At 68.2% G+C, this 12779-nt stretch carries 11 protein-coding genes and 1 pseudogene; 5 read left to right on the plus strand and 7 right to left on the minus strand.

Annotated features, from left to right (window positions below; all coding sequences use genetic code 11):
* Positions 1 to 2: 2 nt before the first annotated feature.
* Both AC5Y3P_RS01485 and AC5Y3P_RS01490 read left to right on the plus strand, forming a co-directional pair.
* The gene (locus AC5Y3P_RS01485) at positions 3 to 368 is read left to right on the plus strand and encodes a hypothetical protein (protein ID WP_500044104.1); all 366 of its coding nucleotides are present in this window, start codon (positions 3 to 5) and stop codon (positions 366 to 368) included.
* A 127-nt stretch (positions 369 to 495) separates the two neighbouring features.
* Complete coding sequence (locus AC5Y3P_RS01490) at positions 496 to 1833, plus strand: hypothetical protein (protein WP_500044105.1); 1338 nt, start codon at positions 496 to 498, stop codon at positions 1831 to 1833.
* 1 nt (position 1834) lies between these two features.
* Here the strand turns inward: AC5Y3P_RS01490 and AC5Y3P_RS01495 are convergent, their stop codons facing one another.
* The 7 genes from AC5Y3P_RS01495 to AC5Y3P_RS01525 form a co-directional block, all read right to left on the minus strand.
* Complete coding sequence (locus AC5Y3P_RS01495) at positions 1835 to 2431, minus strand: DUF1707 SHOCT-like domain-containing protein (RefSeq protein ID WP_500044106.1); 597 nt, start codon at positions 2429 to 2431, stop codon at positions 1835 to 1837.
* Positions 2432 to 2499: 68 nt separating this feature from the next.
* A complete protein-coding gene (locus AC5Y3P_RS01500; protein ID WP_500044107.1) occupies positions 2500 to 3285 on the minus strand; it encodes an enoyl-CoA hydratase family protein in 786 nt (261 codons plus the stop codon).
* A complete protein-coding gene (locus AC5Y3P_RS01505; RefSeq protein WP_500044108.1) occupies positions 3285 to 4451 on the minus strand; it encodes an acyl-CoA dehydrogenase family protein in 1167 nt (388 codons plus the stop codon). The genes AC5Y3P_RS01500 and AC5Y3P_RS01505 overlap by 1 nt, the downstream gene beginning before the upstream one ends.
* Positions 4448 to 6415: an acetyl/propionyl/methylcrotonyl-CoA carboxylase subunit alpha gene (locus AC5Y3P_RS01510; protein ID WP_500044109.1), complete on the minus strand. Its 1968-nt coding sequence runs from the start codon at positions 6413 to 6415 to the stop codon at positions 4448 to 4450. The genes AC5Y3P_RS01505 and AC5Y3P_RS01510 overlap by 4 nt, the downstream gene beginning before the upstream one ends.
* Before the next feature lie 7 nt (positions 6416 to 6422).
* Positions 6423 to 8018: an acyl-CoA carboxylase subunit beta gene (locus AC5Y3P_RS01515; protein WP_500044110.1), complete on the minus strand. Its 1596-nt coding sequence runs from the start codon at positions 8016 to 8018 to the stop codon at positions 6423 to 6425.
* Complete coding sequence (locus tag AC5Y3P_RS01520; RefSeq protein WP_500044269.1) at positions 8015 to 9703, minus strand: acyclic terpene utilization AtuA family protein; 1689 nt, start codon at positions 9701 to 9703, stop codon at positions 8015 to 8017. Before AC5Y3P_RS01520 ends, AC5Y3P_RS01515 begins: the two co-directional genes overlap by 4 nt.
* A gap of 157 nt (positions 9704 to 9860) precedes the next feature.
* Positions 9861 to 10172, minus strand: a complete 312-nt coding sequence (locus AC5Y3P_RS01525) for a hypothetical protein (protein WP_500044111.1) — start codon at positions 10170 to 10172, stop codon at positions 9861 to 9863.
* 240 nt (positions 10173 to 10412) lie between these two features.
* Between AC5Y3P_RS01525 and rpmF the strand changes: the two genes are divergently transcribed.
* The 3 genes and pseudogenes from rpmF to AC5Y3P_RS01540 all read left to right on the plus strand — a co-directional run.
* Complete coding sequence (gene rpmF, locus AC5Y3P_RS01530; protein ID WP_500044112.1) at positions 10413 to 10586, plus strand: 50S ribosomal protein L32; 174 nt, start codon at positions 10413 to 10415, stop codon at positions 10584 to 10586.
* Positions 10587 to 10657: 71 nt separating this feature from the next.
* The gene (locus AC5Y3P_RS01535; RefSeq protein WP_500044113.1) at positions 10658 to 11344 is read left to right on the plus strand and encodes a response regulator transcription factor; all 687 of its coding nucleotides are present in this window, start codon (positions 10658 to 10660) and stop codon (positions 11342 to 11344) included.
* A 19-nt stretch (positions 11345 to 11363) separates the two neighbouring features.
* Positions 11364 to 12765 (plus strand): annotated as a pseudogene (locus AC5Y3P_RS01540) (HAMP domain-containing sensor histidine kinase); the annotation flags it as partial.
* Positions 12766 to 12779: the final 14 nt, after the last annotated feature.

The raw sequence follows: 12779 nt of genomic DNA on the forward strand, positions 1-12779 counted from the left end.
CAGTGGAGCAACCCGACAAGCCGAGCCGCGCAGAGGTCTGGGGCTGGGTCAAGGGCCTGGTGTTCGTCTCGATGCTGATCGCGTTCGTGCTGCTGCCCTTCGTGCGTTTCGATGTCGACACCGGCGACCCGGAGTCGAGGCCGTCGGAGTGCGCATCGGTGTGGAAGGCAGGCGGCGAGGGCAGAAGCGCCGCGGATCCGATCAGGCGCGAGACCATATGCCAGAACAAGCGCATCCGGACTGTCGCGTGGATGGTGATGCTCGGTGTGCCGCTGTGCGCGATGTTCTCGGTGTGGATGAGCCACTCGGATACCCGCCAGGACCAGCGTGGTCGGCGGCTCGGCCCGGAGTACTGGGACGGCCGCTAGATCACAGCTGTGACCAGGGATTTTGAAGGAGTTGCTGGTGTCTGCCGCGCCGCCTAGGATTCTGCTGAGAAACGCCTGAGTTTGCCGCTCACAAGGCCGTCCACTTCCACCGAAGGGCACCGCTCTGATGGCACCCAAGCCGATCCTGACCACCGGCGTTGCGCTGGCCAGTGCCGCTGCGATCATCGCGGCCACGCCCGCGGTGCTGCCCAAGGGTGATCAGGTGCAGGTCACGGCTGCCGAAGTGGACGGCATCACGCAGATGAGCGCCGACGGCCTGCAGCTGCTGGCCGCCGAGCTCAGCCTGAAGGGTCTGCTGCAGGCCTACGTGTCGGGATACGGCGCCCAGGTCACCGGTTGGATGGAAGTCGAAGACGAGGACGGCAACCCCGCCGGGTGGCAATGGGGCGGTAGCTCTGACTGCTCCGCCGACGGCGCGGTGTGCCACAACGGTCTCTTCGGTGCTGCGTATTACCTCGGCGACGCCACCATCTTGGGCGGCACCTCCATCGACAACGCCTTCTATGAAGAAGGTGTCATGCCGACCATCCACAGTGCTGCGGTCATTACAGCAGCTCTGATCGATGAACTCGACCTCACCCAACGCCTCACTCTGGCGAAACGTGTCGATGAGTTCTTCGTTGGCGGTGCGTTCTATGTGGCGCAGAGCATCATCAACGACAACACCGACGACTTCCCGGTGGTCCAAGCGCTGTCGAACGTCTTCTTCGAACAGGGCGTGCTGGGGATCGTCGAGGCCATCATCGACCAGATCCCGGAGAACGCGCCGAACGTCTTGTCCGGCAGTGAATTCGGGGAGTCCCCGGAGGCTTTGACCGGTTCCGCCGTCGATCCGCAGGCCGGCGAAGGCGACGAGCCCGACATCGAGCAGGCCAAGCCCAACGGTTTCAACGTGGGCTCGTTCTCCGAGGGCAACAAGCCGGCGCCGGACAGCTTCGTAACCGTCGGCGACGACACCGATGGTGGCCTGGGCGACGACACTCTCGGTGCGGGCGAGACGCCCGGCGATCGGATTCCGGATGAGAACGTCGATCCGCCGGCCGACGCACCGACGACGCCGGTCGACGACACCGACACCGCCTCGTCGTCCACGCCGCCGTCGTCCACGCCGCCGTCGTCCACGCCGCCGTCGTCCACGCCGCCGTCGACCACTTCGCCGTCGTCCACGCCGCCGTCGTCCACGCCGTCGTCGACCACTTCGTCGTCGACCACGCCCCAGCTCAACATCACCAAGGTCAACCCGCTGCAAGAGGCGGTCGACAAGTTCGGCGGCTCGTTCCTGAAGCCCACGCAGCGCGGTGGCGGCGGCTTCGCCAAGGGCAACACCAACGGTCAGAAGTTCGTCAAGAACCTCGAGCAGACCGCCAAGAAGGTGGCCGACGCGTTCAAGCCCAAGCAGAAGGAGACCGCGCAAGCTCCCAAGGCCGACGCGGAGAACGAGTAACTCAGCAGTCGCCGCGCTCTGGTCGCTGGGCGCGGCGCTTCTTGCGCTTGATCCCGACGCCGCCCCAGAGCGAGAAGCCCTTGATCCGGACGCGCGGGGCTCCGGGCGTACCGCCCGGCTCCACCTGCTGATCGAAGCCGCCCATCACGCCGTGGCCGTCGATCTCGACATTGACCTCCGGCGGCAACAGGATGGTCTGGCCACCCATGATCGAGTACGCCCGGATGTCGACGTCCGACGAGGTGAAGTCGGCGTAGCGCAGGTCGACCACACCGCCGCCCCACAGCGCGAACGTGGTCAGCTTGCGTGGCACGTTCCAGCGGCCGCGCCGCTCGAAGCCGCTCATGATGGCCAGCAGCACCGTCGACGGCGCGGGTTTGCAGGCTCCGCGGCGGGTGTTGGCGATGCTGGGCAGGTCGGCCGAGAGCCGGTCGAGTTCGCCGAAGGTCTGCGCGGCATAGGCCCGTGCCAGCCGGTCCTCGTATTCGGGCAGGTTCAACTGGCCCCGCGCTGCGGCGTCCGTCAGCAGCTGGGCAGTCTGGATCCGGTCGGTGTCATCGGCTCGGAGTGATGAGTCACGCTGCGCTGAATCGCCCATCGCCGTCGAGCCTACGACGAACCCGGTGAAGCGCAAAGCCAGGTGCGCTAATCGTTAACTTGCGGCGATCATTCCGCCCATTCCGGCGGCCGCTTCTGCAGGAAGGCGAGCATTCCCTCGCGCGCCTCAGCCGAGACGAACAGTTGCGCCGACTCGTCGGCCAGGCGCTCGGCGCTGCGATCGAACTCAGCCAGAATTGACGCCGTAGTCAGCGATTTCGCGGCAGCAAGACCCTGCGGCGAGCCCTTCGACAACGCCTGAACCAGCACCGCCAACTCCGCGGCGACGTCGGTCGCGGCCACGGTCACCAAGCCGATCTGCTCGGCCTGCGCAGCGGTGAACGTCTCACCGGTGAGGAAATAGCGACTTGCCGCACGGGCGGTCAGTTTGGGCAGCAGCGTCAAGGAGATGATCGCCGGCGCGACTCCGATGCGCGCCTCGGTCAGCGCGAAGCTGCTGTTGGGTCCGGCCACCACCATGTCGCAGGCGCCGACCAGGCCCATCCCGCCGGCCCGCACATGCCCGTCGATCACCCCGAGCACCGGCAGCGGGCATTCCAGCATCGCCCGCAGCAGCGCGGCCATCTCACGTCCGCGCGCCGCGGCCTGACGCTGCGGATCGTCGTCACCGCCGGCGCTGAGGTCCGCGCCCGCGCAGAACGTGCCGCCGGTGTGACCGAGCAGCACCATCCGCACCTGCGGGTCGGCGACCGCCTCGCGCAGCCCCTGATGCAACCGGTCCACCAACTCCGACGACAGCGCATTGCGGTTGTGCGGGGAGTTCAACGTCAGATGCGCGGCTCGGCCGTGTACCCGGTAATCCACCGGGCTGGCGGGCGCTGGCGTGCCGTCCATCAGTACGACCGCGGCAATCCGAGCGAGGTCTGCGCGACGAAGTTGAGGATCATCTCGCGGCTCACCGGCGCGATGCGGGCCAGCCGCGACGCGGTCAGCACCGACGCGATGCCGTACTCCTGGGTCAGCCCGTTGCCGCCCAGGCTCTGCACGGCCTGGTCGACGGCCCGGCAGGAGGCCTCGCCCGCGGCGTACTTGGCCATGTTGGCAGCTTCGGCGGCGCCGCCGTCGTCGCCCGCGTCGTACAGCGACGCGGCCTTCTGCATCATCAGTTTGGCCAGTTCGACCTCGACGTGGATGGCGGCCAAGGGATGTGCCAACCCTTGGTGCGCACCGATCGGTGTCTTCCACACCTGCCGGGTCTTGACATAGTCGGCGGCCTTATGCAGCGCGAACCGGCCCATCCCGACCGCGCTGGCCGCGCCCATGATGCGTTCCGGGTTCAACCCGGCGAACAGCTGCGCTATGGCGGCGTCCTCGGAACCCACCAGCGCATCCGCCGGTAGCCGCACCTCGTCGAGGAACAGCTGGAATTGCGATTCCGGGCTGACGATCTCCATCGGGATCTTGGTCCAGGTCAGTCCCGGGCTATCGGTCGGCACCACGAACAGCGCCGGCCGCAGGTTGCCGGTCTTGGCTTCTGTAGTGCGGCCCACCACCAGGATCGCCTGGGCCTGGTCGACGCCGGAGATGAACACCTTCTGCCCGGTCAGGATCCAATCGCTGCCGTCACGCCGCGCGGTGGTGGTGATCCGGTGCGAGTTGGAGCCGGCGTCGGGTTCGGTGATGGCGAACGCCATGGTGATCGAGCCGTCGGCGATCCCGGGCAGCCAGCGCTGCTTCTGTGCCTCGGTGCCGAACTTGGCGATGATGGTGCCGTTGATGGCGGGGGAGACCACCATCAACAGCAGCGCCGAACCGGCCGCGGCCATCTCCTCCATCACCAGGCTCAGCTCGTACATTCCGGCGCCACCGCCGCCGTACTGCTCGGGCAGATTGACCCCGAGGAAGCCGAGCTTGCCGGCCTCAGCCCACAATTCGGTGGTGTGCTCGCCGGCCCGGGCCTTCTGAAGGTAGTAGTCCTCGCCGTAGTTGGCGGCCATCGCCGCGACCGCCTTGCGCAACTCTTGGCGCTCAAGGGTTTCGATGAATCCGGACTGGGTCACGACTCTCCTTCTTCGCTGTGCACGCGGGCCAAGACGGCACCGAGTTCGACTTGCTGGCCCGCCTCGACGTTCAGTTCGACGACGACGCCGGCGGCCGGCGCGGTCAGTGTGTGCTCCATCTTCATCGCCTCCAGCCAGATCAACGCCTGACCGGCCTGCACCGACTCGCCGTCCGTGACCCCGACGCGGACCACCACGCCCGGCATCGGCGCCAGCAGCGAACCCTGCGCCACCGTCGAACCCGGTTCGACGAACCGCGGTATCCGGGTCAGCGCCACAGCGCCGCGGGCGGAGTCGACGTAGCGCTGCGGACCGTATCTGCTGACCTGGTAACTGGTTTCCGCGCCGGCGTCGCTGAGCACCACCTGATCCGGGCCGGCCGACACCACGGCCAGGTCCGGATCATCGGGCAGCAACAGGCCGCGGCGGGTAAAGCGGTACCGCACCAGGTGTTCGGCGCCGTCGGCGCTGCGGTAACTCTTGGTCTGCGCGCCCGACACCAGATTGCGCCAACCGCTGGGGATGCCGGGAAACGCCTGGGCGGTGGCCCGGTTGTGGGCGGCGTCGGCCAGTGCGGCGGCCAACACCGCGAGCCGCACCGTCCGGGTATCGGCCAGGGGTGTGGCCAACGGCGCCAAGCCGTGTGTGTCGAAGAACGCCGTGTCGGTGTCGCCGGCTCGAAATGCCGGGTGCCGCAACACATTGACCAGCAGGTCCCGGTTGGTGATCAGGCCGTGCAGTCTCATCCGGGTCAGCGCGTCGGCGAGCAGGGCGGCCGCCTGGGCCCGGGTCGGTGCATGGGAGATCACCTTCGCCAACATCGGGTCGTAGTGGATCGACACCGCCGAACCGTCGACGATGCCCGAATCCAGCCGGACCTCGGTGGCGCCGGTACTGCGGAACTGGCTGCCGGCGGTGGGAACCTGGAACTGCGCGACGGTGCCGGCCTGCGGCTGCCAGTCCCGCGCCGGGTCTTCGGCGTAGAGCCGCGCCTCGATCGAATGTCCCTGCGGCGCAATGGTCATGGGCTGCAGACGGGCACCGTCGGCGATCTCCAGTTGCAGCTGCACCAGGTCCAATCCGGTGGTCGCTTCGGTGACCGGGTGCTCCACCTGCAGCCGGGTGTTCATCTCCAGGAAGTAGAAGTCGCCGTCGTCGTCGGCCAGGAACTCCACGGTGCCCGCGCCGGTGTAACCGATCGCTCGGGCCGCCAGTTCGGCGGCGTCGAACAGCCGCGCACGCATCCCAGGAATCCGCTGCACCAGCGGCGCGGGCGCTTCCTCGATGATCTTCTGGTGCCGGCGCTGAATTGAACATTCCCGTTCGCCGACCGCCCACACCGTGCCGTGCGTGTCAGCCAGCAACTGCACCTCGATGTGGTGCCCGGCGGGCAGGTAGCGCTCACAGAACACCGTCTGGTCGCCGAACGCCGACTTGGCTTCTCGGCGTGCGGCGTCGACCTGCGCGTTGAGTTGGTCGAGGTGCTCGACCACCCGCATGCCGCGCCCCCCGCCCCCGGCGGAGGCCTTGATCAGCACCGGTAGCTGCTCGGCGGTCACGGCGTCCGGGTCGAGTTCGTCGAGTACCGGTACGCCGGCGGCGGCCATCATCTTCTTGGCCTCGATCTTGGAGCCCATCGCTGCCATCGCGGCGGGCGGCGGGCCCACCCAGGTCAAGCCGGCAGCAAGCACTGCGGCCGCGAAATCGGGGTTCTCGGAGAGGAATCCGTAACCGGGGTGGATGGCATCGGCTCCGGCGGTGACGGCTGCGGCCAGCAGCGCCTCGATGTCCAGGTAACCCTTGACGTGTCCCAGCCGCACCCGGACGTCGGCCTCGGCGACGTGCGGCGCCGACGCGTCGGGCTCGGTGTACACCGCGACGGTACCCAGCCCGAGCCGGCGGCAGGTGGCGAACACCCGGCGGGCGATCTCGCCGCGGTTGGCCACCAGAACCTTGCTGATCATCAGCGCGTCACATCCGGAAGACGCCGAAGTTCGACGTCCCCTCGATCGGGGCATTGGCGATGGCCGACAGGCACATTCCCAAGACCGTGCGGGTGTCCCGAGGGTCGATCACGCCGTCGTCGTAGAGCCGCCCGGACAGGAACATCGGCAGTGACTCGGCTTCGATCTGGGCTTCCACCGCGGCGCGCAGTGCGGCGTCGGCGTCCTCATCGACGGTTTGGCCGCGGGCCGCGGCGGCCGCACGGCTGACGATGGACAGCACGCCGGCCAATTGCGGCCCACCCATCACCGCGGATTTGGCGCTGGGCCAGGCGAACAGGAACCGCGGGTCGAAGGCACGGCCGCACATTCCGTAATGACCTGCGCCGTAGGACGCCCCGATCAGCAAACTGAGGTGCGGCACAGTCGAATTGGATACCGCGTTGATCATCATCGACCCGTGCTTGATCATCCCGCCTTCCTCATAGGCCTTGCCGACCATGTACCCGGTGGTGTTGTGCAAGAACAGCAGCGGCGTGTCGGAGCGGTTGGCCAGCTGGATGAACTGGGTGGCCTTCTGGGATTCCTCGGAGAACAACACGCCCCGGGCATTGGCCAGGATGCCCAGCGGATAGCCGTGCAGCCGGGACCATCCGGTGACCAGGGAACTGCCGTAGAGCGGTTTGAACTCGTCGAACTCGCTGCCGTCGACGATCCGTGCGATCACCTCGCGCGGATCGAACGGGATGCGCAGATCGGCCGGGACGATTCCGATCAACTCGTCCTCGTCGAACAGCGGGGCGCGCACCGGCGCCGGCGCCGGGCCCAGCTTGCGCCAGTTCAGCCGCGCCACGATCCGCCGGCCGATCCGCAACGCATCGAGTTCATCGACCGCTAGGTAGTCCCCGAGTCCCGATGTGCGGGCGTGCATTTCGGCACCACCGAGCGCCTCGTCGTCGGAGTCCTCCCCGGTGGCCATCTTGACCAGCGGCGGGCCGGCAAGGAACACCTTGGACCGGTCCTTGATCATCACCACGTGATCGGACATCCCCGGGATGTAGGCGCCGCCGGCGGTGGAGTTGCCGAACACCAGCGCGATCGTGGGGATGCCGGCCGCCGACAGCCGGGTCAGGTCGCGGAACAGTTGGCCGCCGGGGATGAAGATCTCCTTCTGGGTCGGCAGGTCCGCGCCGCCGGACTCCACAAGCGAGATCACCGGAAGTCGATTCGCCAAGGCAATCTGGTTGGCCCGCAAGATCTTGCGCAACGTCCACGGATTGCTGGTGCCGCCCTTGACGGTGGGGTCGTTGGCCACCAGCATGCACTCGGTGCCCGCTACCGCCCCGATTCCGGTGACCACCGAGGCGCCGACCGCGAAGTCGCTCCCGTAGGCCGCCAGCGGGCACAATTCCAGGAACGGGGCATCAGAGTCCAGCAGCGCCTCGATGCGTTCCCGCGCGGTCAGCTTGCCGCGGGCATGGTGGCGTTCCACGTACTTGGTGCCGCCGCCGGCGAGTACCTTGGCGAATTCGGCATCCAGTTCGGTCAGTTTGGCCGACGTCGCCGCGGCCGCGTCGCGGTAGCCGGGTCCGGTCGGGTCGAGGGTGGAGCGCAAGACACTCACGTCAGCAACACCTCCGGGATGTCGATGTGTCGACTGCGCAGCCATTCGCCGAGGCCCTTGGCTTGCGGGTCGAATCGGGCGTTGTAGGCCACGCCTTGACCGAGCAGCCCGTCGATCACGAAGTTCACCGCGCGCAGGTTGGGCAGCAGGTGACGCGTGACGGGCAGTCCGACCACCTCGGGCAGCAGCCGCTCAAGGCTGTCGGTGCTCAACGCATGGGCCAGCCAGCGCCACTGCTCGTCGGTGCGGACCCAGACTCCGATATTGGCGCTGCCGCCCTTGTCGCCGCTGCGCGCTCCGGCGATCAGCCCGAGCGGCACCCGTCGGGTCGGCGCGTCGGGCAATGGCTGCGGCAGCGGGGGCGCGGCGGCCGGGTCGAGCGCCTGCGTCTCGGCGGGCGGGGCGATCTCGGTGCGGCTACCGTCGGCCAACACGGCGACGTGCGGCACCTCCGCGGCGTCGACATAACCGGCCGTGAACACGCCGTAGATCTGCGCATCGCCGGGCGGGCCGGTGGCGTGGAAGCCGGGATAGCTGCCCAAAGCGAGCTCCACCCCGGCCGCCGAGAATGCGCGGCCGACCTTCTGCGGGTCGGGGTCCCGCACCGTGCAGTGCAGCAGCGCGCTCGCGGTTTCCTGGGTGTCGGCGTCGGGATGGTCGGTGCGCGCCAGGGTCCAGCGCATCTCGGCCGGCTCCTCGCCCATGACGGCGAGCAATTGCCGTTGCACCAGTTCGGCTTTGGCGTCGATGTCCAAGCCGGTGAGCACGAAGGTGAACTCGTTGCGGTACCCGCCGATCGCGTTGAGCGAGACCTTCAAGGTGGGCGGCGGGGGCTCGCCCACCACCCCGGTGATCTGCACCCGATCGGGGCCCGCCGCCGCCAGCGTGACGGTGTCCATCCGGGCGGTCACGTCCGGATTGGCGTAGCGCGCACCGCCGATCTCGTAGAGCAGCTGGGCGGTGACGGTGCCGACGCTGACTTCGCCCAGGGTGCCGGGATGCTTGGTGATCACCGATGAGCCGTCGGCGTGGATCTCGGCGAGCGGGAAACCCGGGTAGCTGAGCTGATCGATCTCGGTGAAGAACGCGTAGTTCCCGCCGGTGGCCTGCAGTCCGCACTCGATCACGTGGCCGGCGACGAGGGCGCCGGCCAGTTGGTCGTAATCGGTGCGGCCCCAACCGAAGTGGTGGGCGGCCGGCCCGACGGTCACCGATGCGTCGGTGACCCGGCCGGTCACGACGACGTCGGCGCCGGCGTCCAGGCACTCGACGATGCCCCACGCGCCCAGGTAGGCGTTGGCGGTCAGCGGTTGGCCCAGTCCCAACTCCTCGGCGCGCGGGAGCAGGTCGTCGCCCTCCACATGCGCGACGTTGACATCGAGCCCGAGTCGATCGGCCAGCGTCCGGATCGCGGCGGCCAGCCCGGCCGGGTTCAGCCCGCCGGCATTGGAGACGATCCGCACCTTGTTCTGCACGGCCAGCCCGAGGCACTCCTCGAGCTGGCGCAGGAAGGTCTTGGCGTAGCCGGTCTGCGGGTTCTTCATCCGGTCCCGGCCCAGGATCAGCATGGTCAACTCGGCCAGGTAGTCGCCGGTCAGGTAGTCGAGGTCACCGCCGGTGAGCATCTCGTGCATGGCCGATCGACGGTCCCCGTAGAAGCCCGAGCAGTTGCCGATCCGAACCACAGCAGTCAACCCGTGCTCCCGTCGTAGGCCATGGGTTCTCAACCGAGCGGTAGGTTACCTGGGACCAGCGGTACCGCGTCAAGGGTTTGGCGGGTATCGACGGAGCGGGTCGCGGCCCGCGGTCTCGACGGGCTACAGACCAAGTTCGGCCCGGGTGTCATCTATGGCCTTGCAGTACGCCGGCCCAGTCTTCCTTCGCCAGCGCGGCCTGGGTGGTCTCGAACAGCTCGTTGCGGGTCGCGAGCAACTGGTCGGTGGTGATCTTGCCGTCCTTTTGCGCCTGATCCAGTTCGAGCTCGAAGTCCGACAGCGCGGCCATGGCGTCCAGCCCGCCGGCCGTGCACCCGGTGGCGGCTACCGTCGTGGTTGCCTCGGCAGGGGTGGCCGCCGGTGTCGAGGGTGTTTCCGATTGTCCGCCGCAGCCGACCGCGAAGGCCACCGCCAGTCCCGCCAGCACTACACGTCGCATGATTTCCTCCCCTGGAAGACCGGCTGCGGGGCAGCCGGCGTTTGACCTAGCCAGACAGTAGGCCTGATGACGGGCGGCCGAACCCGGATTCGAGCAGCCGCATCGACGGTCCCGGGTGTCCGCGTCTGGCCACGCAATTTGGGGAGCCCGCAGCTCACCGGCTATCCTGAGGACCAACTGTCGTCGCTGAGGAATGCGCGCGCGACACCCCATGCCCCAGATCTGAAGGAGATGCACGCCATGGCCGTGCCGAAGCGCAGGATGTCGCGCGCCAACACCCGTAGCCGTCGGGCCCAGTGGAAGGCCGAGGCCACCGGGCTGGTGACCGTCAACGTCGCCGGGCAGCAGCACAAGGTGCCGCGCCGTTTGCTCAAGGCCGCCCGCCTCGGGTTGGTCGACCTCGACAAGCGCTGAGTGACCGCGCGGCAAGCTCGCTCCGCGCGCCTCTTAGGTCACTCTCAGGCGTTGGGATAACACTGGTGACCGTGCGAATACTTGTCGTCGACGACGATCGTGCGGTCCGTGAGTCACTGCGTCGTTCCCTTGCCTTCAACGGCTATTCCGTAGCGCTGGCCGAAGACGGCGTCGAAGCGTTGCAGGCCATCACCGATGATCGGCCGGATGCCGTGGTGCTGGACGTGATGATGCCCAAGCTCGACGGTCTCGAAGTGTGTCGGCAATTGCGTAGCACCGGCGACGACCTGCCGATCCTGGTGCTCACCGCACGGGACTCGGTGTCCGAGCGGGTCGCCGGTCTCGACGCCGGTGCCGACGACTACCTGCCCAAGCCGTTCGCGTTGGAGGAGTTGCTGGCGCGGCTGCGCTCGCTGCTGCGCCGCACCATTCCCGATGACCAGACCGACACCGTCGCGCTCACCTTCGCTGACCTGACGCTGGACCCGGTCACCCGCGAGGTGACCCGCGGTAAGCGGCAGATCAGCTTGACCCGCACCGAGTTCGCGCTGCTCGAGATGCTGATCTCCAACCCGCGCCGAGTGCTCACCCGCAGCCGGATCCTCGAGGAGGTGTGGGGTTTCGACTTCCCGACCTCAGGCAATGCGCTCGAGGTCTACGTCGGCTACCTGCGCCGCAAGACCGAGGCCGAGGGCGAACCACGGCTGATTCACACCGTGCGCGGAGTGGGCTACGTGCTGCGTGAGACACCTCCCTAGGCCCAGCTGACCAATGTCGATGCCGATCCCGTCGCTGCCGGCTGAACCCCGGCCGCCGCTACGCGCCAGAACGTCGCTGTCGCTGCGCTGGCGGGTGATGCTGCTCGCGATGTCGATGGTGGCCATGGTCGTCGTACTGATCTCGGTCGCGGTCTACGCGGTGGTGTCGGCCGCCCTCTACGACGACATCGACGCCCAGCTGCAGAGCCGCGCGCAATTGCTGATCGCCAGCGGGTCGCTGGCGGTGGACCCGGCCAAGGCCATCGAGGGAACGGCCTATTCCGACGTCAACGCGATGTTGATCAACCCCGGAAGAACCATCTACACCGCCAACCAGCAGGGGCAGACCCTGCCGATCGGCGCCAGCGAGAAGGCCGTGATCCGCGGTGAGCTGTTCATGTCCCGGCGGACCGTGGCCGACCAGCGCGTGCTGGCGGTGCGACTGCCCAACGGCAGCACCCTGCTGATCTCAAAGAGCCTGGCTCCCACCGACGCGGTGATGTCCCGGCTGCGCTGGGTGCTGCTGGCCGTCGGCGGGATCGGGGTGGTGATCGCCGCGGTCGCCGGCGGCACCGTCACCCGCACCGGTCTGCGGCCGGTGGGCCGGCTGACCGACGCCGCCGAGCACGTCGCGCGCACCGGTGACCTGCGCCCCATCCCGGTGTTCGGCAGTGATGAACTGGCCCGGTTGACCGAGGCGTTCAACACCATGTTGCGGGCGCTGGCCGAATCCCGCGACCGGCAGGCCCGACTGGTCGCCGACGCGGGCCACGAATTGCGCACCCCGCTGACCTCGTTGCGGACCAATGTCGAGTTGCTGATGGCTGCGCAAAAGCCGGGGGCGCCGCCGCTGCCGGATGACGAGATGGCCGATCTGCGCGCCGACGTGATCGGTCAGATCGAAGAATTGTCAACGCTGGTAGGCGATTTGGTGGATCTCACCCGCGACGACGCTTCCGAGGTGGTGCACGAGAACGTCGACCTGGTCGAGGTGATCGAGGGCAGCCTGGAGCGGGTGCGACGTCGGCGCAACGACATCGACTTCGACGTCACCGTCACCCCGTGGCACGTCTACGGCGATGCCGCGGGCCTGTCCCGGGCGGTGCTGAACCTGCTCGACAACGCGGCCAAGTGGAGCCCGCCCGGCGGCCGCGTCGGGGTGCGGCTGGCCCAGGTCGACCCGACGCACGCAGAACTCGTGGTTTCCGACTTCGGGCCCGGCATCCCGCCGTCGGAGCGTCAGCTGGTGTTCGAGCGGTTCTACCGCGCGGCGGCCGCGCGGGCGATGCCTGGCTCGGGGCTGGGCCTGGCCATCGTGCAGCAGGTGGTGCTGCGGCACGGCGGGATGATCTGGGTGGACGACACCGTTCCCGGTGGTCAACCGCCCGGAACCACCTTCCACGTCGTGCTGCCCGGCCAGCCGGATGAACCCGTG

It is taken from the genome of Mycobacterium sp. NGS45 (assembly GCF_059812645.1).